Origin of the sequence: Methyloversatilis sp. MC4-4, from assembly GCF_049843555.1 — a bacterium.
Taxonomy (GTDB): domain Bacteria; phylum Pseudomonadota; class Gammaproteobacteria; order Burkholderiales; family Rhodocyclaceae; genus Methyloversatilis; species Methyloversatilis discipulorum_B.
The window spans coordinates 1,298,649-1,319,906 of the sequence record NZ_JBBHZK010000002.1 but is presented as its reverse complement, the minus strand read 5'-3'; the positions used below and the strand labels follow the sequence as shown (position 1 = coordinate 1,319,906).

The 21,258-nt window shown below is 66.5% G+C and carries 19 protein-coding genes; 6 read left to right on the top strand and 13 right to left on the bottom strand.

All coding sequences use genetic code 11. From position 1 onward, the window contains the following. The first annotated feature begins 39 nt into the window (after positions 1 to 39). The 3 genes from WDZ97_RS13050 (at position 40) to msrA (ending at position 1,585) form a co-directional block, all read left to right on the top strand. A complete protein-coding gene (locus WDZ97_RS13050) occupies positions 40 to 486 on the top strand; it encodes a GNAT family N-acetyltransferase (protein WP_425762997.1) in 447 nt (148 codons plus the stop codon). A 146-nt stretch (positions 487 to 632) separates the two neighbouring features. Further along, positions 633 to 1,082 carry a peptide-methionine (R)-S-oxide reductase MsrB gene (msrB, locus tag WDZ97_RS13045; protein ID WP_425762996.1) on the top strand — a complete coding sequence of 150 codons (450 nt, stop codon included), beginning with the start codon at positions 633 to 635 and terminating at the stop codon, positions 1,080 to 1,082. Beyond that, on the top strand, positions 1,079 to 1,585 hold the full coding sequence (gene msrA / locus WDZ97_RS13040; protein ID WP_425762995.1) for a peptide-methionine (S)-S-oxide reductase MsrA: 507 nt from the start codon (positions 1,079 to 1,081) through the stop codon (positions 1,583 to 1,585). The genes msrB and msrA overlap by 4 nt, the downstream gene beginning before the upstream one ends. A 14-nt stretch (positions 1,586 to 1,599) precedes the next feature. Here the strand turns inward: msrA and WDZ97_RS13035 are convergent, their stop codons facing one another. The 6 genes from WDZ97_RS13035 to WDZ97_RS13010 all read right to left on the bottom strand — a co-directional run bounded on the left by WDZ97_RS13035 (position 1,600) and on the right by WDZ97_RS13010 (position 7,548). After that, positions 1,600 to 2,247: a CPBP family intramembrane glutamic endopeptidase gene (locus WDZ97_RS13035; RefSeq protein ID WP_425762994.1), complete on the bottom strand. Its 648-nt coding sequence runs from the start codon at positions 2,245 to 2,247 to the stop codon at positions 1,600 to 1,602. A 157-nt stretch (positions 2,248 to 2,404) separates the two neighbouring features. Beyond that, complete coding sequence (locus WDZ97_RS13030) at positions 2,405 to 3,358, bottom strand: PEP-CTERM sorting domain-containing protein (protein WP_304003888.1); 954 nt, start codon at positions 3,356 to 3,358, stop codon at positions 2,405 to 2,407. A gap of 394 nt (positions 3,359 to 3,752) precedes the next feature. After that, complete coding sequence (locus WDZ97_RS13025; protein WP_425762993.1) at positions 3,753 to 4,796, bottom strand: heme-dependent oxidative N-demethylase family protein; 1,044 nt, start codon at positions 4,794 to 4,796, stop codon at positions 3,753 to 3,755. Positions 4,797 to 4,806: 10 nt separating this feature from the next. Next, complete coding sequence (locus WDZ97_RS13020) at positions 4,807 to 5,766, bottom strand: PDR/VanB family oxidoreductase (RefSeq protein WP_020163246.1); 960 nt, start codon at positions 5,764 to 5,766, stop codon at positions 4,807 to 4,809. Then, positions 5,763 to 6,359 (bottom strand): dimethylamine monooxygenase subunit DmmA family protein, encoded by a 597-nt coding sequence (locus WDZ97_RS13015; RefSeq protein ID WP_425762992.1) that lies wholly within the window; start codon positions 6,357 to 6,359, stop codon positions 5,763 to 5,765. The genes WDZ97_RS13020 and WDZ97_RS13015 overlap by 4 nt, the downstream gene beginning before the upstream one ends. 70 nt (positions 6,360 to 6,429) lie before the next feature. Further along, complete coding sequence (locus tag WDZ97_RS13010) at positions 6,430 to 7,548, bottom strand: aminomethyltransferase family protein (protein WP_425762991.1); 1,119 nt, start codon at positions 7,546 to 7,548, stop codon at positions 6,430 to 6,432. 171 nt (positions 7,549 to 7,719) lie between these two features. Here WDZ97_RS13010 and WDZ97_RS13005 point away from each other — a divergent pair, with 171 nt between their 5' ends. Beyond that, complete coding sequence (locus WDZ97_RS13005) at positions 7,720 to 8,118, top strand: GFA family protein (RefSeq protein ID WP_425762990.1); 399 nt, start codon at positions 7,720 to 7,722, stop codon at positions 8,116 to 8,118. 109 nt (positions 8,119 to 8,227) lie between these two features. Here the strand turns inward: WDZ97_RS13005 and WDZ97_RS13000 are convergent, their stop codons facing one another. Continuing rightward, a complete protein-coding gene (locus WDZ97_RS13000) occupies positions 8,228 to 10,510 on the bottom strand; it encodes a DUF1989 domain-containing protein (RefSeq protein WP_425762989.1) in 2,283 nt (760 codons plus the stop codon). A 104-nt stretch (positions 10,511 to 10,614) separates the two neighbouring features. Next, positions 10,615 to 11,976, bottom strand: coding sequence for a flavin-containing monooxygenase (locus WDZ97_RS12995; RefSeq protein WP_425762988.1), 1,362 nt, complete (start codon positions 11,974 to 11,976; stop codon positions 10,615 to 10,617). 668 nt (positions 11,977 to 12,644) lie between these two features. Between WDZ97_RS12995 and WDZ97_RS12990 the strand changes: the two genes are divergently transcribed. Both WDZ97_RS12990 and WDZ97_RS12985 read left to right on the top strand, forming a co-directional pair. Beyond that, positions 12,645 to 13,427, top strand: coding sequence for a TorF family putative porin (locus WDZ97_RS12990; protein WP_425762987.1), 783 nt, complete (start codon positions 12,645 to 12,647; stop codon positions 13,425 to 13,427). 51 nt (positions 13,428 to 13,478) lie between these two features. Beyond that, positions 13,479 to 15,179: an APC family permease gene (locus tag WDZ97_RS12985; protein WP_425762986.1), complete on the top strand. Its 1,701-nt coding sequence runs from the start codon at positions 13,479 to 13,481 to the stop codon at positions 15,177 to 15,179. 371 nt (positions 15,180 to 15,550) lie between these two features. Here the strand turns inward: WDZ97_RS12985 and WDZ97_RS12980 are convergent, their stop codons facing one another. The 5 genes from WDZ97_RS12980 to tpx form a co-directional block, all read right to left on the bottom strand. Next, positions 15,551 to 17,644 carry a putative bifunctional diguanylate cyclase/phosphodiesterase gene (locus WDZ97_RS12980; protein WP_425762985.1) on the bottom strand — a complete coding sequence of 698 codons (2,094 nt, stop codon included), beginning with the start codon at positions 17,642 to 17,644 and terminating at the stop codon, positions 15,551 to 15,553. Positions 17,645 to 17,828: 184 nt separating this feature from the next. Continuing rightward, entirely contained in the window at positions 17,829 to 18,443 is a 615-nt protein-coding gene (locus WDZ97_RS12975; RefSeq protein ID WP_425762984.1) for an ANTAR domain-containing response regulator, read from the bottom strand. Beyond that, positions 18,400 to 19,935: a sensor histidine kinase gene (locus WDZ97_RS12970; protein ID WP_425762983.1), complete on the bottom strand. Its 1,536-nt coding sequence runs from the start codon at positions 19,933 to 19,935 to the stop codon at positions 18,400 to 18,402. The genes WDZ97_RS12975 and WDZ97_RS12970 overlap by 44 nt, the downstream gene beginning before the upstream one ends. A 354-nt stretch (positions 19,936 to 20,289) precedes the next feature. Beyond that, positions 20,290 to 20,676: a diacylglycerol kinase gene (locus WDZ97_RS12965; RefSeq protein WP_020163257.1), complete on the bottom strand. Its 387-nt coding sequence runs from the start codon at positions 20,674 to 20,676 to the stop codon at positions 20,290 to 20,292. Positions 20,677 to 20,733: 57 nt separating this feature from the next. Next, on the bottom strand, positions 20,734 to 21,237 hold the full coding sequence (gene tpx / locus WDZ97_RS12960) for a thiol peroxidase (RefSeq protein ID WP_425762982.1): 504 nt from the start codon (positions 21,235 to 21,237) through the stop codon (positions 20,734 to 20,736). Positions 21,238 to 21,258: the final 21 nt, after the last annotated feature.

Genomic DNA, 21,258 nt, shown 5'->3' with positions numbered 1-21,258 from the left:
CGGATACGTGAAGCGCTTGAATCCGACCTCGATGCGCTGATGGCGGTGTTTGCCGCGGCGGTTCACGATCTTGCGGGCCGTGCCTATACCCGCGAACAGTGTTGCGCCTGGGCACCGCTGCCGCCCGATCCGGACGTCTGGCGCGCCCGCCTGTCGCGTCTGCATGCCCGGCTCGCGTGCGACGGTGATGAGGTGGCCGGTTTCATCGGCTACACGCATCAGGGTCACGTCGATCTGCTGTTCACGGCGCCGCAGCATGCGCGCCGGGGTGTGGCGTCCGCACTCTTCCGCGCGGCGTGCGCGGACCTCCGCCGCGCCGGCGCCGAGCGCGTCTTTGCCGAGGCCAGTCTGGCGGCGCGCCCATTCTTCGAGCGCCAGGGGCTGGCGGTCGTGGCCGAGGAGGTCGTGCTGCGCCAGGGCGAGGCTTTGCGCCGCTTCCGCATGGAGGGCGCACTGCCATCTCCGCATGTTCCGACGGCGCCTTGAAGTGGTCTGAACCGGGCGCGGCAGAGCGGCATCGGACCCTGAATGCCGGCGCACGATGAGCGGAGCCGTTCGCGCTATCCTCGGCGATGACAAGAAACGCAGAACGCGCCCGCGGGGGCGCGGTCTACGACGCCACAGGAGGACGCATGAAGACCTATCGCAAATCACCCGAGGCGATCGCCCGCCTCACGCCCGAGCAGTACCGGGTTACGCAGCAGAACGGCACCGAATACCCGGGCACCGGCGAATACCTGCACAACCACGAACCGGGCATTTACGTCGACATCGTGTCCGGCGAGCCGCTGTTCGCGTCGAGCGACAAGTTCGAGTCCGGTTGCGGCTGGCCGAGCTTCACCAAGCCGATCGAGCCGGCGCACGTGACCGAGCTGCGCGATGCTTCGCTCGGCATGATCCGTACCGAAGTGCGCTCGGCGCACGGCGACAGCCATCTCGGCCACGTCTTCCCGGACGGCCCGCGCGACCGCGGCGGGCTGCGCTACTGCATCAATTCGGCGTCGCTGCGCTTCGTGCATCGCGACAACATGGTGGCCGAAGGTTATGGCGACTATCTGGATCAGGTGGAGGACGTGCGATGAGCACCGAACGCGCAGTGCTTGCCGGCGGCTGTTTCTGGGGCATGCAGCAGTTGATCCGCCGCATCCCTGGCGTGGTCTCGACGCGCGTCGGTTACAGCGGCGGCGACGTGCCGAACGCGACCTACCGCAATCACGGCACGCACGCCGAGGCGATCGAGATCCTGTTCGATCCGGCGCAGCTGAGCTATCGCCGGCTGCTAGAATTCTTCTTCCAAATCCACGACCCGAGCACGCCGAACCGCCAGGGCAACGACCGCGGGCCTTCCTACCGATCGGCGATCTACTGGACCAGCGAAGCGCAGCGCGACGAGGCGCTGCGCACCATCGCCGACGTCGATGCGTCGGGCATCTGGCCGGGCAAGGTGGTGACCGAGGTCGAGCCGGTCGGTGATTTCTGGGAGGCCGAACCGGAACACCAGGACTACCTGGAGCATTTCCCGAACGGCTACACCTGCCACTTCCCGCGACCGAACTGGGTGCTGCCGCGCAAGGCCGATCAGTAAGCGCTGCGGGCCGGTCAGACGTCGGTGTTGCAGAAGGGCAATACGTCCCAGAGCATGTGCGCGAACACCGGCGGCCACAGCTGGCCGCTGCGTACGAAATGCAGCGCGAAGGCCAGGCCGATGAGGGCGACGGCCAGCATGCCGACCGGACCCTGGTAAAGGTGATACGACGTGCGCAGCAGGAGCGGAAGGCCGATCGCGACTGACAGGCCGAATCCGCGCAGGCCGCGCGTCAGTATGCCGAGCAGGAACACCTCTTCGAAGGTGCCGTTGACCATGGCGGTCAGCACGATGACAGCCGACGACGGTTGCGACGCGAACATCATCTGCTGCACGTGACCCGCGCCTGAGCTTCCGGCAAATGGTTCGGTGGCGAACACGACCACAAGCCATGCCACGAGGGCGAGCAGAACGCCAGCGAGGCTGCCGCGCAGGGTCGGGCGGGGCAGCGCCGGCTGCAGATCCTGCTGTTGCCATCGGAGGTAGGTGAACGCGGCGATTGCGGCCGAAACTTCGAACATGCATGTCCAGAGCATGCCCGTGTCGCTGAAGCCCTCCACCGGAAAATCTCTGGCTGCGGATTGCAGCGACAGGGAGATCGGCAGGCCGAAGCAGAGAAGGGAAACGACCCCTGCTTCCCGCAGAGTGAGTGTGGTGCGCAAGGTGGGATGGTCCGGATCGCGTTTGAAAGGAGCGCCGGATGTCGGTCACGGCGCGCTGGCGATGCGCATGTTAGCCATATTGCATCGGCTGCGCATCACCCCGGCATGACGCGACCTGGCCGGTTCTTCCTCACCGGCGGAGGTTGCGGGATGTCGATCAGGCGCTGCGGCGGCGCGCGATCGCGCCGAGCACTGCCAGACCGGCGACCATCAGCCCCCAGGTGGCGGGTTCGGGCACCGGCGGTGCAACGGCGGCGGTCAGCAGGCCGGTATTGCCTTCGAGCGTGTAGCCCTGCGGCAGCAGGATGCTCAGCCGGCCGGTGTTGAAACCATCGACTGCGCCCCAGGACTGGCTGTAGTCGAACGGCGGGCCGGCTTCGGGATGGATCGGTTCGGGCGTGACCTGGGTGCTGAGGTTGTTCACCAGCACGAAGCTCTGACCCGGGTCCATCGTGACGGTGAGCCGGATTTCGCCGATCAGGTCGTCCATGTCGTCGTTGATGACGGTACTCGTGGCGCCGGCGTAGGGCTCATCGACGTAGACGAAACCCGGTTCGAAATAGGTGACGTTGCCCTTGCTTTCGGTGCGCACGGCCGTGTCGTCCAGCAGGTCGGTGCGGAACACCAGTTGCGACTGGTAGTTCACGTTGGTGAAGGCCACCGTGCTCGACGGCACGCCCAGCGTCAGCGTGCCGACAAGCTGGTGGAACACGTTGCCGCTGTAGGTGTGGAAGCTGCCGTCGAAGGTGAATACGAAGGTGACGTCCACCGGGCCGCTGCCCGGGCTGCCGACGAGCACGCCGCTGCTCGTGTTCTGGGCGAAAGCCGAGCCGATGAGCAGGTCGGGTACGCCGCCGACGCCGCGGCTGTCGATTTCGCTGAACACACGCACCGTGCCGGTCGCATCGTCGCCCTGCGCCTTGCCGACGAAGGTGACGCCACCCGCCGACACGTACGGCGTTTCATCGAGGTTCACCGACTGCAGACCGCCGCCGCTGACGATCTGGCTTTCCGATGGTGTCACCCATTGCACCTGGGTCAGTGCGTGGGCCTGGAACGACAGCGCGGCAAACAGGGTGAGCACGGGAAGACGGGCAAGAGCGCGCGGCATGGTGACCTCCTGGGGCGGTTGAGGGATGAGTCCCGCCCCGCAGCAAGATGCGCACCAGCCGAGAACTGTTCGCATTCAAATCAATCATTTGCGTGCGAACGGAAGTGTACGGCCGGAGTGCTGTATGGCGTGTCGACACCCTCAAATAGGGGGGGGCGCGGCGCACGATGACAGTGTGGGAGCGGTCTTCTGACCGCGACGGGGCCGTAGATCAGCCGCTGCCCGTCAATCTTCGAGGCGCGACGTCAGCCTGAGTCGGAGATGGCGGCTTGCCGAGGCCGCGTCGCGGCCAAGGCCGCTCCCACAAGAGCGCGCCCGATTCGCTGCGGACCGTGAACGAGAACGGCGGACACGGGCACCCCCCATGTCCGCCGCGAGCGCGTTGCGGCGCTGCTTACTCGGGTTGCGTGCCGGCCGGCAGCACTTCGCCGTCGTCGAACTTCGACAGCCATTCCAGCGTGGTCGGCTTGTAGCGCACCAGACCCTTGTACTCGGCCAGCTCGTTCGGCAGCGTGCTCAGCACGCGGTGCAGACGCTTGGCCCAGCGCGGGTAGGTGGCCAGTTCGTTCATGCTGGCGAGATAGCCGCGGATCGAGAACAGCATGCCGTTACTGCGCGGCAGGCGGAACAGGGCCTGCAGTTCGACGCGCAGGTGCACCTTGTCGCCGACGTTGTCCGGCGTGACGCTGGCGCGGTCCGGGCCCCACTCGGGGTAGGTTTCCGGCGAAGTGTCGAGGCGCGGGTTGATGGTCATGGTCCAGTTCAGGCGGCGCACCGGGCGGCCCTGCTGCAGCATCAGCAGGTACTTCAGCGCGCGCTCGAACACGCCCAGCTCATGTGCAAGCGGCACCGGGCCGTGCCATTCCATGAAGCTCATGCCGGCGTCGAACATCAGCGACCAGTCGGCCTGCGAGGTGATCATGCCGGCGTCGGCGAACAGGTCGTTGTCGCGCTGGTCCATGATGACGAAGTCACCCTGGGTCTGCCGCGTGATGTACTCGAAGGGCGGGCAGGGGAGGGTGGCGGCGTCGCCGAAGGTGAAGGTCTGCTCGATGCCAAGCGGCTTGTTGGTCCAGGTCCAGCGCGATCCGTCCCTGGCCAGCGTGAACATGTCCGGATAGTCGCGCGACAGCGATTCCATGATCAGTTCCAGCGTGTCCCACTCGGCGTCCATCATGTGCGGCAGCGACACGCAGCGGCCCGGGTCGCGCTCCAGCGTGATGGCGCGGTCGCGCATCTCGGCGATGTAGTGCTCGTCGATGTCGAAGGCGTTCTCGAACACCGAACCTGCAGGCCCCTTGGTGTGCGGCTCCATGTTGACCGAGTACATGTACTGGTCCTGATGGAAGGGGAAGGGGAAGCGGCGGATGGCCGCCGGCGAGTTGCGGTAGGTGTAGTCGCCGCGGAAGGTTTCGTCCGGCTTGAATGCGATGCTCATGTCGTCTTCCTCACAGGTTCAGGGTCAGGCAACCGCCCTTCAGGCGCGACACGCAGGGCATGATCTTCTTGCCCGACGCGCGCTCGTCGGCGCTCAGATACAGGTCGTGATGGATCAGCTCGCCTTCGGCGCCGAGCACTTCCAGTTCGCACTGGCCGCAGGCGCCGCCGCGACAGAGGTAGGGCGCGTCGACGCCCTGCTGCTCGATCGCTTCCAGCAGTGACAGATCGCTCGGCACGGTGAAGGCCTTGCCGCTCAGCGCCAGCTTCACGTCGAACGGCTCGCCGCCGGTCGGTGCGAGGAACTGTTCGCTGTGCAGATGGCTTTCCGGCCAGCCCAGCGATTTGCCGGCGTTCATGCTGGCGGCCACCATGCCGGCCGGACCGCAGATGTAGAAGTGGGTGCCCAGCGGACGGCCGGCCAGCAGCGAGCCGAATTCGATCTGTTCGCGGCGCGACTGCACGTAGTGATGCACGCGGCCTGGAGCGAGCGCCTCCAGCTCGTCGGAGAACACGCCGTATTCGGGGCCGCGGTAGGCGTAATGCACTTCGAAGTCGGCACCGAGGCGGGCCAGTTCGCGCGCCTGCGACAGGATGGGCGTGATGCCGATGCCGCCGGCGACCAGGATGTGGCGGCGGCCGGTGCGGATCAGCGGGAACAGGTTCACCGGCGCCGAAATGTCGATGCGCATGCCTTCGCGCGCCTGCTCGTGCAGCCAGCGCGAACCGCCGCGCGACTCTTCCTGCTTGCGCACCGCCACGCGCCAGGTGTCGCGCACGGTCGGGTCGCCCAGCAGCGAGTACGGATTGCGGTGCGGACGCTCACCCAGCGGCAGCGACAGCACGATGTGGCTGCCGCCGGAATAGACCGGAAAATCTTCGCCGTCGGTGCGCGACAGGCTGAACTCGCGGATGCCCGGCGCCAGTTCGCGGATGCGGCGGATTTCTACGTTGAGGGATGCACTGCTCATGGGTAGACCACCTCCGCAGCGGGGACCTCGCCCGGCACTTCGGCGTCGATCTGGAAGCCCATGTAGGCACCCAGCCGGCGCGAGAAGTGGTCGCGCACGAACAGCGATCGTCCGCAGCCGCTGCATGAAACGATGTTGGTGTGCACGCCGCGCGTGATGGTGCGGCAATGCACGCAGAACACCGGGCGTGCCTTGCTGCCCAGTTGTGCGTAGCGAACTTCGTCGCGTCCGACGCCGAAGCCGTCGGCCACGCGCGACGCCTGCCACACCGCGTCTTCGGGGCCAGCGAGATAGATGCGCGTGCCCATCTGCGCGACGTAGAGCGCGTCGCGCAGCACTTCCAGCGCCTCGGCCAGCGAGTGCGTCTCAAGGTAGAGCGCACTGTCGGGCAGCCCCTGCGACCAGCAGCTGCGCGCCTCGGCGGACGTGCTGCCCAGGTTGATCAGCGTGATGGTGCCGGCGGGCGGGTTGGAGAGCAGGCGCTGCGCCAGAGCGGCGTCCTCGGCGGCAACGAACAGGATGTGATGCGTACCGGCGCGATCCCATTCGAGCTCTGCGTAAACCGGCTGGCTTTTGATGGCTGGGGTGCTCATGCGGCGTCTCGATGCGAGTTGCAGACATGCCGCGCGCCGGAGCGCGCGGCGGGTCGGATTCGATGCGCGATCAGCGCTTCTTGTCCGGATGGGTACGCTGGCGCAGCGGGTCGTAGAACGGCGTCGGCACCACCAGCGCAGCGAGCTTTCCGGCCTTGCTGGCAATGGTCAGGCGGGTGCCGATGTTCGAGTGCGACGGCTTCAGGTGCACCATGGCCAGCGACTGCATCAGCAGGCGGCTGTACGAGGCCGAGGTGACCACGCCGACTTCCTTCTCGCCGTCATAGACCTTGGCGCCGGCTTCGACCGCTTCGTGGTGCAGCACGGTCATGCCGGCCTGCTTGGCGCGTTCGCGGCCCTTCAGTGAGAGCACGGCAGCCTTGCCGATGTAGTCGCCCTTCTTGTCGAGGTCGACCGCCCAGTCCATGTTCACTTCCCACGGCGTGGTGTCGCCTTCCGGCATTTCGAACGGGAAGAACAGCAGCGCGCCTTCGACGCGGGTCAGGTCGAGCGCGGTCCACGAGCAGGGGATGACGCCCTTCGGCTTGCCGGCTTCGAGGATGGTGTCCCACAGGAACACGGCGTCGGCCGCGCTGCAGTACACCTCGTAGCCGCGCTCGCCGGAGTAGCCGCCGCGGCCCAGCGTCACCTTCTTGCCGAACAGCGTGGTTTCGACGTGGTTGAAGTAGGGCAGCGCCGCCAGATCGGCCGGCGTGTGCGGGGCCAGCACGTCGAGCGAAACCGGGCCCTGCAGCGACAGGATGTGCACGTCGAGATCGGCCTCGATCTTCACGTTCTTGCCGGCGGCCAGTGCGGCCAGCGTCTTCGGCGTGGCGCCGCTGCCGTGCGAAATGCGGAATTTGTCGGCGGCGTCGCGGATGATCATGATGTCGTCGACCAGCGCACCGGCTTCGTTCACTTCCCCGCCGAGACGGGCGGTGCCCGGCTTCAGCTTGGTGATGTCGATGGTGACCAGGCGGTCGATGACGGCTTCGGCGTCCGGGCCGGTGACGTTGACGATGTTCAGCGCCGACACGTCGTACAGGCCGGCGCGGGTGCGCGTGGCGACGACTTCGTCGTGCGGGCAGCTGTTGTAGCTCCACGGGATCGGCATGTTGTTCCACGTATCGCCGTCGAGCTTAGAACCGAGCTGGCGGTGCCGCTCGTTCAGTACCGAATTCCTCTGCATTCCCGGATCTCCTTGTCGTGGGCGTCGCCGCGCTGCGCGGTCGATCTGGGACTGATTCTGTTGTCCGGGGGAGGTCGGGACAATTCTCAAGAGGGGTTACCCCCTAGGTGGTATGTGCGCGGGGGCGCCTGCTGCGTACGCTGCGCGCATCACGAACAGGGGAGGCGGGCGATGGCGAAGGCGGGTGGAGGTGAAGGTGCGTGTCTGTGCGGTGCCGTGCGCTACAGCGTGCGCGGAGCACTGAGCGCACCGGTGGCGTGTCATTGCAGCCAGTGCGCGCGCACCAGCGGCCACCATGCGGTGATGGCGAGCTGTGCCGACGCCGATCTGGAGATTGCCGACGGCGACACCCTGCGTTGGTACGCCTCGTCGCTCAGCGTGAAACGTGGCTTCTGCGCACAGTGCGGCGGCAACCTTTTCTGGAAGGACGCCGGATCCGACGTCACCTATGTGACTGCCGGCACGCTGGACCGCCCGACCGGCCTGAAGCTGTCGGCCCACATCTTCGCCGGCTCGCGCGCCGACTACTACGACATCGACGACGACCTGCCGCGCAGCGACGCCTGGTAGGGGCGAACGGTCACCGCGCCGGCGCAGGCGCCGCGGATTTCCATCGCGGGAATGAAAAAGGCGCGGAACGGCTTTCGCCGCCCCGCGCCCTGCGGCCGGCGTACTGCGATCAGGCGCGCACGCGGGCCTTGGTCGGGTCGTAGTGCGAGGTTTTCACCTGGGTGGCCTTGATGCGCTTCTGGTGGCCGTCCAGCTTGCCGATCTCCACCGTGGCGCCCAGCTCGACCGCCGACACGTCCAGCCGCGCCAGCGCGATGGTCTTGCCGAGGATGGGCGAGCGCGTGGTGCTGGTGATCTGGCCGATCTGTGCGCGGCCGTTGAAGATCGGGTCACCGTGCGCCACCAGTTCAGTGCCTTCGATGTCCAGACCGACCATGACGCGCGCCGGGTGGGCCTTGCGGCGTTCCAGCGCGGCCTTGCCGACGTAGTCATCCTCCTTGTCGGCGGCCACCGCGAAACCGATGCCGGCTTCGAACGGGTCGGTCTGGTCGCAGAAGTCGTACTCGGCGAAGATGAGCGCCGCTTCGATGCGCAGCATGTCGAGCGCGGCCAGGCCCATCGGCGCGATGCCGTGCGGTTCGCCCGCCTTGGCGATGGCGTCCCACACCTGAACCGCGTGCTTCGGGTGGCACCACACTTCGTAGCCCAGTTCGCCGGTGTAACCCGTGCGCGACACGACGACCGGCAGGCCGTCGATCTTGCCCACGGTCAGGCGGAACCACTTCAGTTCGTCCATCGACGCATTGCCCGGCGGCGTGACGACGATTTCGCGCAGGATGTCGCGCGACTTCGGGCCCTGCACCGACAGGTTGTGCAGCTGGTCGGTGGAGGACTTCACCCACACACGCAGGTTGTGCTTGGCCGCGAGTTCGCGCAGCCACACGCCGCAGTAGTCGTCGCCGCACACCAGACGGAAATTGTTCTGGCACAGGCGGAACACGGTGCCGTCGTCGATCATGCCGCCGTGCTCGTAGCAGAGTGCGGTGTAGACGATCTGGCCGACCGCCAGCTTGCGGATGTTGCGGGTGGTGGCCAGCTGCAGCAGCTGTTCGGCGTCCGGGCCGGTGATTTCGAACTTGCGCAGCGCGGACAGATCGATCATCACCGCGCGTTCGCGGCAGGCCCAGTATTCGTCGATCGGGCCGTTGGACGAGAACGAGTCCTGCAGCCAGAAGCCGCGGTACTCGACCATGCGGCGGGTGAGCGCGGAGGTGCGGGCGTGGAAGCCGGTCTCGCGGGTCAGTTTGGGGGCGGCGTCGGGCGTCATGCGGTGTGCGATCCCTTTGGAGAAGTTGTTCGAGGCGTCATAGACCCGCACGTGGATATCCGTCGGGTTCCAGCCGTTGGCCGGGTCGATGTCGTCGGTGCAGGACGAAGAGGCGCAGACCAGGTCGGTCATCGCGCGCAGCAGCACGTAGTCGCCAGCGCGCGACCACGGTTCGTCCAGGCTGATGCTGTCGTCGTGATTGACGATGGTGTTGTAGAAGAAGTTGATCGCCGGCCAGCCTGCACGACGCGCCACGCCGTGCGGTTCGAGTGCGTTGTTGAAGTTGTCGCTGCAGTTGGCGTGACCGGGGTAACCCATGTCGTCGTAGTACTTCGCGCTGCAGGCCAGCATGAAGGTGTCGTGGCGGCCGACCGTGTCGCGGATCACCTCGACCAGCGGCATCTGGCGCTCGTCGTAGTACTTGTTCAGCAGGCCGGGGCCGGGGCTGGCCGAACCCATCAGCGTGCGCGTGGTGGTCGGGTCGAGGTCGTATTCCTGACCCTGCGCCAGAGCGGCGGCGTCGAAGGCGAGGAAGTCGGAGCACTGTCGGCCGTCGACGTCGATCACCTGGATGTAGTCGCCGGCCTTCACGTGGTAGGCCTGGGCGGTGCCGGCGGCGATGCGCAGGTCGAGCACCGGCGGTGCCAGCGGCGGCGGCGCGATGCCGGCCACCGGTTCGGCGCACTCGATGTCGGCGATCAGTTCGGTTGGCGCGTTCTGCGCGTCCGGTTGCATGTCCTCGCCCGGCGCGTGCAGCGCGCAGCGCACGGCGCCCGGTGCGGTGACGACGCGCTGGCCGCCGGGCAGCCCGTCGCTGCCGAACACTTCGGCACAGACCAGGCTCCAGCCGGCCGGCGCGCCGCTGAGCAGCGCGCGGGCGAAGGCCGGCACATCGGCCGGCGTGGCGACGAGCAGGCCGGGCAGCATGGCTGAGGCGATGCCGGCCGGGCCGGCGACGTAGAGCAGCCCCGGCTGCAGGCCTTCGGGGTCGGTCAGCGTGAGGCGGTCGCCGGCGGCGAGGTCGAAGGACACCGCCGCGCCGCCTGGGGCGACGTGACGGACGTGGCGTGCACGCGTTCGCGCGGCAGTCGCCGGATTCAGCGAAGGTTCGACGATCGTGTTCATGTCATGGAAGCACCCGCGACCCGACGTGCCCGGTTGTGGCCGGGCAGGTCAGGTCGCATCAGGGTTGGTCGGTCACGGGCGTGTCACCCGTGGGCCCCGGGCCGTCAGGCCTGCTCGGTCGAGGCCGGCTCGTTCAGATAGGCCTCGAGCGAGTCGTCCAGCGCGTCCAGCCAGGGCGTGTGGTGCGGCGTGGCCATGGTGCCGGTCATCAGCGAGCGGTAGCACTTGTTGCGATAGCCCATGATGTCTTCGTACTTGTCCTTCTTCCACTCGAGGAAGGTCTGGTTGACCTCGGGAATCGGGAAGCTCGGGTAGTCGGTGGCGTCGATCAGGTGCTGGATGTACTTGCCCTGGAATTCGAACATCTGCTGGGCGTCTTCCAGCGTCAGTTCCTCTTCGCGCCACTTCATGTCTTCGGCGTGCATCTCTTCGTACGACGGCACCGGCAGACGGCCGAGGATGACGTCGCGGGCGTACCAGGCCTGGGCGTCGAACATGTTGAAGCTGTACCACTGGTCCTGCATGCCGAGGTACATCAGCTGCGGGTTGTCCTCCCACATGATGCCCTTGTACAGATTGAGCGGCCACAGACGGTTGTCGGTCTTCAGGCGTAGTTCTTCCGCCAGGAAGGGGAAGTGGTGCTTGTAGCCGGTGCACAGGATGACGGCGTCGATGTGCTTGCTGGTGCCGTCGGCGAAGTGGGCGGTCTTGCCCTCGACGCGCAGCAGCTGCGGCTTCTCTTCCCAGTTGTCGGGCCACTTGTAGCCCATCGGGTTGGTGCGGTAGCAGCTGGTGATCGAACGGGCGCCGTACTTGTAGCACTGCGAGCCGATGTCTTCCGCCGAGTAGCTGGCGCCGACGATGAGCACGTCCTTGCCCTTGAATTCAAGCGCGTCACGGAAGTCGTGCGCGTGCAGCACGCGGCCGCCGAAGGTTTCGAAGCCCGGGAAGTAGGGCACGTTCGGCGTCGAGAAGTGGCCGCTGGCGACGATGACGTAGTCGAACTCTTCCGAGTAGGTCACGTCCTGGTCGTAGTTGTGCACGGTGACGGTGAACTTCTTCGTCGCGTCGTCAAAGGTGACGTTGCGGGCGGCGGTGTTGAAGCGGATGTACTTGCGCACACCGGCCTTCTCGACGCGGCCCTTGATGTAGTCCCACAGCACTTCACGCGGAGGGTAGGAACCCATCGGGCGACCGAAGTGTTCGTCGAAGGTGTAGTCGGCGAATTCCAGGCACTCCTTCGGGCCGTTCGACCAGAGATAGCGGTACATGCTGCCGTGCACCGGCTCGCCGTGCTCGTCCAGGCCGGTGCGCCAGGTGTAGTTCCACATGCCGCCCCAGTCCGACTGCTTTTCGTAGCACACGATTTCCGGAATGTCGGCGCCCTTGGCCTGGGCGGACTGGAAGGCCCGGAGCTGGGCCAGGCCGCTGGGGCCGGCGCCGATGATGGCAACGCGCTTCTTCATGATCTGTATCCCTCTTGTGTGGTCCGTTCTGGATACGACCGCGGCATGCTCTCGGCCGCCCGGTCGGTCGCTGGACGTCGTGCATTCGCCGCGTCTCAGGTGCGGCGAATGATGCGAAGGCGGACCAATGCCCACAATTCTCAAGAGGGATTACCTCTTAAGGGGTAAGGGGCGGGTGAGTCGAGGGACTAGGGGCTAGGGATCGGGGACTAGGGAACAGGTGTGGCTGCGCCACACGAGGTCAGGGCGCGGCCCCTCTAGCCCCCAGCCCCTGACCCCTAGCCCCTGCTTACCCCCAAAGAGGTAATCCCTTGTGAGAATTGTTCCGACGGCGGCCCGCTTCCAATAATCGGACCCACATCGAGACGACCGCGCAACGTCAGCCGGTCGCGAAGTGCGGGGAGATCAGGGTGACGCAGTGCTGCTGCCGTTTTGACGCCGATCACGGACACGCCTCTCCGGACCCCTTCCGCACTTCTTCCTTCAGCACTCCCGCCAGTCGCAGCGTTGCGGCCGGTGCAGATTCTTCGCCACACCCGTTTCCGAGTATCAGGGTCGCATCCGGCAACGACGCCAGGTCGCGCGCCGACTCACAACCGGACAGCTATGGGCAGGCCGTCCGCTTTTTCAGATCGCCCGAAACCGTGGATCAACAGAGGGAGAACACCGTGCATAACCACCGACGTCACCGCAACACCCTGAGCGCCGTATTGCTGGGCCTGCTCGCCGTACCGTTCTGTGCCCAGGCAGAAGAAGCCGCCGCACCGGCCTACACGATCAGTGCCAATGTGGGCCTGTTCTCGCAGTACATCTTCCGCGGCATCAGCTACACGCAGGAAAATCCGGCGGTGCAGGGCGGTTTCGACCTCGCGCACTCGAGTGGCGCCTACCTGGGCATCTGGGGCACCAATGTGAGCGACCTGGCGCTGTCGAACGCGACCGGCGAGATCGACGTCTATGGCGGCTTTGCCAAGACCATCGATGACTGGACCTTCGATGTCGGCTTCCTGCAGTTTATTTTCCCGGGCGGCAAGTACGATCCGTCGGGCGAGAGCCTGAACACGCTGGAACTGAACGCGGCGGTGACGTGGAAGTTCATCCAGCTGAAGTACTCGTACGCGGTGACCGACTACTTCGGTTTCAGCAAGAAGGCATTCGGAGCGGATTCGGACGGATCGGACTACATCGAGCTGAACGCGAACTACGAGTTCATGCCGTCGTGGATCGCCAACGTTCATGTGGGTCACCAGAAGGTGAAGAACTACGACGACTACGACTTCACGGACTGGAAGGTGGGCGTGACGAAGAACTTCGAGGGGGGCTGGCAGGCGGCGGTGGCGTACGTCGACACCAATGCGGACAAGAACTTCTACACGATCTGCGACAACGGCATCCGCTGCAAGGACACCGGCGACAGCAAGTGGCTGATCTACGTGAAGCGCACGTTCTGATGACCAGGGGGCCGCAGCGATGCGGCCCCTTGCGCACAAGGGGGATATGACATGAGCAGCAATGCGGATGTGATCGGAGCGGCGCCGGTACGGTCGGCCAGCCGCGCCGAAAGTGCTTCACTGCACCGGAAGATCGACTGGACCGGTGCGTTCTGGGTGGCCAGCGGCGTGCCGGCGCTGGTGCTGTTTTCCATCGGCGCCATCGCCGCCACCGTCGGCAAGCCGTCGTGGATGGTGTGGGCGCTGTCGATCGGCTTCGGCTTCATACAGGCCTTCACCTATGCCGAAATCGCCGGCCTGTTCCCGCACAAGTCGGGTGGCGCTTCGGTGTATGGCGCGGTCGCCTGGGTGCGTTACAGCAAGATCATCGCGCCGGTGTCGGTGTGGTGTAACTGGTTCGCCTGGTCGCCGGTGCTTGCCATCGGTTCCGGTCTGGCGGCCGGCTACATCCTCGGCGCGCTGTTCCCGGCCGATGCGGCGATCAACACCTGGCAGCTGACGCTGCTCGACCTGAGCTTCATCAAGTCCGGGCTCGAACTGCGCATCAACGCGACCTTCCTGGTCGGCGTCGTGCTGTTGCTGGCGGTGTTCGGCATCCAGCACGGCGGCATCCTGCGGTCGGCACGCACGACCATGGTACTCGGCGTCACGGCGCTGATTCCGCTGATGCTGATCGCGCTGGTGCCGCTGCTGTCCGGTGACATGCCGTCGACCCACTTCTCGCCGATGGTGCCCATCGCCTACGAGAACGGTCTAGTGGTCGATGGCACCTGGAACATGGCGGGCGTCACGCTGATGGCGGGTGGCCTGTTCATCGCGGCCTGGTCGACCTACGGTTTCGAGACCGCAGTCTGCTACACCCGCGAGTTCAAGGATCCGAAGAAGGACACCTTCAAGGCCATCTTCTACTCGGGTCTGCTGTGCATCGTCGTGTTCACGCTGGTGCCGCTCGCCTTCCAGGGCCATCTCGGCCTGGGTGAGGTGGTGACGCCGCCGGTGGTCGAAGCGGACGGCACGGTGAGCACGCCGGCGGTCTATAGCGGCATGCTGGCACCCGATGTCTACAGTGGCATGGGTGTGGCCAACGTGATGTCGCACATGGTCGGCGGCGGCGAGATCGTGGCCAACGTGCTGGTCGTCATGCTGGTGCTGGCGGTGCTGCTGTCCATCATGACCTCGATGGCCGGTTCGTCGCGCACGCTGTACCAGGCTTCGGTCGATGGCTGGCTGCCGCGCTACCTGTCGCACGTCAATGAGCACGGCGCGCCGACCCGCGCGATGTGGACGGATCTGGGCTTCAACCTGATCCTGCTGCTGATGTCGGACTATGTGTTCGTGCTGGCCTGCTCCAACGTCGGCTACATCATGTTCAACTTCCTGAACCTGAACTCCGGCTGGATTCACCGCATCGACCGTCCGGACTGGGAGCGTCCGTTCAAGGCGCCGAAAATCATCCTCGGCATCGGTGTCGTGCTGGGCTTCGTCAACCTCGCGCTGATGGGCCTCGGTGCAGACATCTACGGCGCGGGTACGCTGACCGCCGGCCTGGTGTTCGCCTCGCTGATCATCCCGGTCTTCCTGTACCGCCACTACGTGCAGGACAAGGGCAAGTTCCCGGACGCGATGCTGGAGGACATGCACCTGAACGACCAGCTGGCGGAAGGCGGCAAGCGTGCCGGCATCCTGCCCTACATCACGCTGGCTGCCGGCGTCGCGGTGGTGATCATCGCGCACAACATGGCGGTGTATTGATGCAGCGGAGCCGTCGCGCGCTCGCGTGACGGCCGCGGAACGACGTCCGCACTTGCCGGCATCGGCCACTCCTGCGGGGGTTGTCGATGCCGGTTTTCTTTTGGCGTCGCGGTCCCAGGCTGTCCGCGCATGCCTACCCAGAATGGCTTACTCCCTCTTGAGAATTGCCCGGCCGGTGGCGCTTGCTGATAATCGCTCTGCCTTGCCTGAATCGGCGAATGACGTACTAAGGCGGAGCAAGCGGGAATGCGGGGTGCATTCCCGCCGGATGCGCAAGTCGCGGTGCGAGCGCCGCGACAACCAACTCTCCTCACCTTCACCGGCACGTGCAGCCAGCTCCTCCTGGCGCGCACCTGCCGGTTTCTTTTTTTTCAGGCCTGCGGCGAGGCCGGGTGGAAGCAGTTCAGGCGCAGCAGTTCGTCCGGTCGCACCGGCCGGCTGAACAGATAGCCCTGCAGGCGGTGGCAGCCGAGCTCGGTCAGCTGCGCCAGTTGCCCCGGCGTTTCCACACCCTCGGCCACGATATCCAGCCCCATGCTGTCGGCCAGCGAGGTGATGGCGCGCACGATGGTGACGGCGTCGGAGCTGCTGCGCAGCTGGCTCACGAAGCTGCGATCGATCTTCAGTGTGCGCACCGCAAAGCGCATCAGATAGGCGAGCGACGAGTAGCCGGTGCCAAAGTCGTCGATGGCGAGGCTGATGCCCATGGTGTCGAGCGCGCCGAGAATGTCGGTGGTGCGCGGGATGTCCTCCATCAGCGTGCTTTCGGTGATCTCCAGCTCCAGCATGCGCGGATCGACACCGGCTTCCCGCAGCGCGCCGGCGATGTCGCTCACCAGGTCGTCGTCCCGCAACTGCCGGCCCGAAAGGTTGAAGGCGAGGTGCAGCTGCGGCTGTGTCGCCTGCAGCATGCGCAGGTCGCGCAGCGCTTCGCGCAGCGACCAGCGGCTGACCGGCACGATGAGTCCGGTTTCCTCCAGCAGCGGAATGAAGCGGTCAGGCGGCACCACACCCTCGGTCGGGCTGTTCCAGCGCAGCAGCGCCTCGACCGTCGCCACGCGGCCGGTGCGGGTGTCGATGATGGGCTGATAGACGAGGAAGAACTCGCGCCGTTCGAGCGCGCCGTGCAGCGCGATCTCCGCCGACAGATTGGTGTGCGCGTGCGCATCCATGCTCTGGTCGTAGAAGCGCACGGTGTTGCGGCCCGCCGCTTTGGCGCGGTACATCGACAGGTCGGCGCGGCTGAGCAGTTCGTCGACCGAGTGACCGTTCTCCGGAAACAGCGCGATGCCGACGCTGGCGCTGACGAAGAACTCGCGCCCCTGTACGCGCACGCCTTCGGCAAGGGCCGCCAGTATCTTCTCCGCGATCTCGGTGACGGCGGCGCGATCGCCGGTCTCTTCCAGCAGCACGGTGAACTCGTCGCCACCCAATCGAGCCACCGTGTCCGAGGCGCGCACGCAGCCGCGTAGCCGTGCGGCGACCTCGGTCAGCAGCGCGTCGCCGACGCTGTGGCCCAAGGTGTCATTGATCACCTTGAAGCGATCGAGGTCGATGAACAGCACGGCCAGCGGGCACTCGGTGCGCATGGCGCGGCGCATGGCCTGGCGCAGCCGGTCGGTGAACAGCCGGCGGTTGGGCAGGTCGGTCAGCGCGTCCATGCCTGCCAGATACTCCAGCTGGTCCTGCGCGCGGATGCGTTCGCTGACGTCGCGCGAGGTGGCGACGTAGTGACTGATCCGTTGCTGTGCGTCGCGGATCGGGCTGATCGTCTTCTCTTCGTGATAGAGCTCGCCGTTCTTGCGCCGGTTGGTGAACACCATGCGGAACACCTCGCCGCTGCGCAGTGCACGCCACAGTCGGGCATAGACGTCGGGGCCGTGCAGGCCCGATTTCAGCAGACCGGGCGAGCGCCCCAGCACTTCCTCTGCGGAGTAGCCGGTACTGCGCTCGAACGCTGGATTCACGTACTCGATCAGGCCGCCGGCACAGGTGATCAGCACCGCGTCGCCGGCCTGGTGCGCCGCGCGCGCCAGCAGGCGAAGTTCGCGCTGCGCGGCGTCCTCCGGCGTGCCGTGGCTCACGCGCAGCAGCCAGTGACCGCTCGCGTCGCCGGGCAGCGGGGCGCACTCGACGCAGACCGGACGACCTCCGTCATGCAGATGCCAGATCTGCCGGCTCACCGCGTTGCCGCAACCGGCCCGGAAGGCGGGCCAGCCCGACTGGCCGTCGTTGTCGAGTTCGCGGAACACACGGTGCACCGGCTGCCCACGGACGTCGGTCAGGGTGTCGGGCCAGCCGGTGTGGTCGATGATCCGGCCCTCGTGGGAAAGCCTGAGCAATGCCGTCGTTGCAGCCTGCGGTGCGTCGCCGACGGCGACGCTGAAGGCATCAGGGAAGGAAACGTGCTGCGTGCATGGCATGTCCATGGCGCTGCAGCTGAACAGTGCGGAAACGACGGCCATCGTGCATCCCCCGGTCTACATGGCAGCGTCCTGAACCGGTGTGTCCGGGTCAGGATGCATTGAATGTCGGGCGGGGTTCGGGCCCTTCTGCGCGCTCTGCGACGCGCCTTCTTCTGCTGCTTACGGTTCGCGCACAGGGCTGCTTGAGGCCTGTCGTCACGATCCTCTCCCGGGAGACCGAGGGCTACTGACCGGCGCCGGCTCGGGGCGTACCGCCGGCAAGCGGCTGCATCATGTCCTTGGCGACGTCTTCGATGCGTCGGCGCTGCGCGCGCGCCGTCTTGCGCAGCATTTCGAAGGCGGGCTGGCGGTCTATGCGCATACGCTCCATCAGGATGCCGACGGCGATGCTGATTTCGCGCCGCTCGTCGAGCGCGCGCTGCAGGTGCTGGCCGGTACTGCGCAGCTGGCGCAGCTCTTCCGAGCGCGCCAGTGCGGTGCGCAGCGTGGGCAGCAGTTGTTCGACGTCGAGCGGCTTGACCAGATAGGCCAGCGCACCGCGTTCGATGGCGCTGCGCACCCGACCCGGATCGCCGAAGGCGGTCAGGAAGATCAGCGGCAGGCCATGGTGCTCGCGCAGTACCGCCGCGAACTCCAGTCCGGTCATGCCCGGCAGCTTCTCGTCGAGGATGACCAGATCGATGCGCGTCGTCCCGAGCAGCGCCAGCGCCTCTTCGGCCGAGCGTGCGACATGGACGCCGTAGCCGTGAGCGCGCAGCCCGTCGCCCAGCGTGGCTGCGTTCAGCCGGTCGTCTTCAACCAGCAGCAGTTGCGGGCTGGTGTCGTCGTATGTGTGCATGGTCGCGGGTCTCGTCAAACGTAATGATGGGTGGCCGCAGCGCGAGGCGCGTCAGTACGCGTCCCGGCTGCTGGCGAAAATCCAGTGTGGCGTGCTCGGTCGGCAGCAGCGCGGCCAGCAGTTCGAGGCCCTGGCCGAGGCCGCGCCGCGCGGCGAAATCGAAGCCGGGCGGCAGCTCGCCGCCGTTGCCGATGACGATGAGTGCGCCGTCGTCGTCCGTCGACAGCTCGACGTCCACGCCGGCGTCGCGGTCGATCTGCCGGTGCTTCACCGCATTCATCAGCAGCTCGTTGAGCACGATGGCCAGCGGCACCGCTTCGCTGTCGGCCAGGCGAAGTTCGAAGGCGCTGAGGTCGCGCACGTCGAGCTTCACCCGGGCGTCGAACAGGCCTTCGATGCTGCCGGCAATCATGCGCAGGAATTCGCCGAGCTGGACCGGTGCACCGGCCTGACTGCCCTGTAGCTCGTGGATGACGGCGATCGATCGAACCTGGCTGATGGCGCCGGTCAGCGCATGGGCGAGCGCCGGGTGCTGCCCGGCGCAGCGGCGCAGCAGTCCGACCACGCCCTGCAGGCTGTTCTTGATGCGGTGGTGCGCCTCACGCACCAGCGTTTCGCGCTGCCGTTCGGCCTGCGCCAGCCGGTGCGCCTCGGCTTCCTTGCGCGCCGTGATGTCCTCGGCGACGCCGGCCACGCGTGCATGGCCGTCCTGCGCCTGCCACGGGAAGGCGCGGCAGTGCAGCCAGCGCAGGCCGCCTTTGCGGTCGGCGACGCGCACCTCGACTTGCGCCACCTCGCCCTGCGCCTGGGCAGCAAGAAAGGTTTCGAAACGCGATCGGTCGGGCGGTGCCACCGCCTGTGCCCAGCCGTTCAGGTCGCCGGGCTGTTCGCCGTTCGGCAGTGCGCTGATGTCCGAAAAGGCGGGGCTGGCGTAGTACAGCGCACGCGTGTGCGGGTCGCTGACCCAGAAGATTTCGCGAATGTGCTCGGCCAGCAGATAGAAGCGCTCCTGCGCTGCACGCAACGCGGCTTCGGCCTGCTTGCGTTCGCGGATGTCGCGCACGACCGCGATGACCGCGGGCCCGCCGGCGAACTCGATGCGCGAGCCGACGACGTCGACCGCGACCGTTTCACCGTCGCGGGTGAGCGCCACGCCGTCGAGGTAGCGCGTGCTGCGCCGCATCGCCAGTTCGTCGAAACAGGCCTGGATGCGCGTCTCTTCGGACGGCGGGTAGAGCATGGATACGTGCTTGCCGGCGACTTCCGCGGGGCGGTAGCCCAGCAGTTCACTCGCCGCGCCGTTCATGTGCATGATCACGCCGCGCGGCGTCATCAGAAGCAGGGCGTCGGCGATGCCCTCGAACAGGTCGGGGAAGGCGGGGATGCCTATGGCATCGGCGTCGCGCTCGCTCTTTCCCCGTCGCGTGCCTGCGACCTCGCCGCCCGGAAGACCCGGTGCGGGTGCTGCTGGGAATGCAAATTCGCGAACCATCGTGGTGCGCCCCCCTGGCTGCGCCTGTTCTGCCGTACTCGAAAGCTTCGCGCTGGGGCCGGGCGCTGAGCGTACGCAAATCTGTTGCCACCTGATGCGTGGCACTTTTCAATTCAAGTTTAGCGCAAGCGCGTCGGCGGATTCAGGCCACGAAATGCTTTGCTGCGGCCATTTGTAACGATCGGGTTCCGGAGTGGACCGGAAAACGATCTGCGCGCCTGCTGGCGATGGCGGCGACAGCGACGGGAAGTGATCACGGATGACTGCCGAGGGCGGTGTGCGTGCCCGGCGGCGGCGGAAAACAGCGTGGCGGCGGCCGGGGCCTCCGGCGAATGGTGCCGGAGCGGCGGCTGCTCAGCCGCTCCAGAATCGGGCGCTCAGCACAAGTGCCCACACGAGGAGCAGGTTGAGCAGAGAAACCATGACGGCGGCCGAGCCGATGTCCTTGGCGCGTTTGGCCAGCGCGTGGTTCTCCAGCGAAATGCGGTCGACGGTGGCTTCGACGGCGGAATTGAGCAGCTCGACGATCAGCACCAGCAGCACTGAGAACACCATCAGCGCCCGTTCGACACCGCTGTTGCCGAGCCACAGCGCGAGCGGCAGCAGCAGCACGGCGGCGATCACTTCCTGGCGGAAGGCGTCTTCGTGACGGAAGGCGGCACCCAGACCTTCGGCCGAGTAGCGGGTGGCATTGAGCAGACGGCGCAGACCGGTCTTGCCCTTGAACGGACTTTCTTGCATCGGCACAGCTTGAGGCGGAAATGTTGCAGGGCGCCGGTCGGCGCCCTGCGGAAGGACTTACTTCAGCGCAGCCAGTGCGGCGGCGTAGTCGGGTTCCTGCTTGATTTCCGGCACCAGCTCGGCGTGCAGCACGGTGTCGTCGGCGTCGAGCACCAGCACGGCGCGCGCGGTCAGACCGGCCAGCGGGCCGTCAATGATCTCGACGCCGTAATTGGCCATGAACTCGCGGCCGCGCAGCGTCGACAGCGACTGCACGTTCTGCAGGCCCTCGGTTTCGCAGAAGCGCTTCATCGCGAACGGCAGATCGGCGGAAATGACCAGCACGACGGTGTTGGCGATGCTGCCCGCCTGTTCGTTGAACTTGCGGGTCGATGTCTGGCACACCGGGGTGTCCAGGCTGGGCACGATGTTGAGCACCTTGCGCTTGCCGGCGAGGCTGGCCAGCGACACATCGGCCAGGTCGGTGCCGACCAGCGTGAAGGCGGGCGCCTTGGTGCCCTTGGCAGGGAAGTGACCGGCGAGGTGGATGGGATTGCCGGCGAGCGTGACGGTCTGGGTCATGGGGTGTTCCTCCTGGTGCGT

Coding starts and splice junctions, on each gene's coding strand:
- WDZ97_RS13050 (WP_425762997.1), top strand. CDS start 40: ATGGCGGTGTTTGCCGCGGCGGTTCACGATCTTGCGGGCCGTGCCTAT.
- msrB (WP_425762996.1), top strand. CDS start 633: ATGAAGACCTATCGCAAATCACCCGAGGCGATCGCCCGCCTCACGCCC.
- msrA (WP_425762995.1), top strand. CDS start 1,079: ATGAGCACCGAACGCGCAGTGCTTGCCGGCGGCTGTTTCTGGGGCATG.
- WDZ97_RS13030 (WP_304003888.1), bottom strand. CDS start 3,358: ATGCCGCGCGCTCTTGCCCGTCTTCCCGTGCTCACCCTGTTTGCCGCG.
- WDZ97_RS13025 (WP_425762993.1), bottom strand. CDS start 4,796: ATGAGCATCGCATTCAAGCCGGACGAAACCTTCCGCGGCGACTACACC.
- WDZ97_RS13020 (WP_020163246.1), bottom strand. CDS start 5,766: ATGAGCAGTGCATCCCTCAACGTAGAAATCCGCCGCATCCGCGAACTG.
- WDZ97_RS13015 (WP_425762992.1), bottom strand. CDS start 6,359: ATGAGCACCCCAGCCATCAAAAGCCAGCCGGTTTACGCAGAGCTCGAA.
- WDZ97_RS13010 (WP_425762991.1), bottom strand. CDS start 7,548: ATGCAGAGGAATTCGGTACTGAACGAGCGGCACCGCCAGCTCGGTTCT.
- WDZ97_RS13005 (WP_425762990.1), top strand. CDS start 7,720: ATGGCGAAGGCGGGTGGAGGTGAAGGTGCGTGTCTGTGCGGTGCCGTG.
- WDZ97_RS13000 (WP_425762989.1), bottom strand. CDS start 10,510: ATGAACACGATCGTCGAACCTTCGCTGAATCCGGCGACTGCCGCGCGA.
- WDZ97_RS12995 (WP_425762988.1), bottom strand. CDS start 11,976: ATGAAGAAGCGCGTTGCCATCATCGGCGCCGGCCCCAGCGGCCTGGCC.
- WDZ97_RS12985 (WP_425762986.1), top strand. CDS start 13,479: ATGAGCAGCAATGCGGATGTGATCGGAGCGGCGCCGGTACGGTCGGCC.
- WDZ97_RS12980 (WP_425762985.1), bottom strand. CDS start 17,644: ATGGCCGTCGTTTCCGCACTGTTCAGCTGCAGCGCCATGGACATGCCA.
- WDZ97_RS12975 (WP_425762984.1), bottom strand. CDS start 18,443: ATGCACACATACGACGACACCAGCCCGCAACTGCTGCTGGTTGAAGAC.
- WDZ97_RS12970 (WP_425762983.1), bottom strand. CDS start 19,935: ATGGTTCGCGAATTTGCATTCCCAGCAGCACCCGCACCGGGTCTTCCG.
- WDZ97_RS12965 (WP_020163257.1), bottom strand. CDS start 20,676: ATGCAAGAAAGTCCGTTCAAGGGCAAGACCGGTCTGCGCCGTCTGCTC.
- tpx (WP_425762982.1), bottom strand. CDS start 21,237: ATGACCCAGACCGTCACGCTCGCCGGCAATCCCATCCACCTCGCCGGT.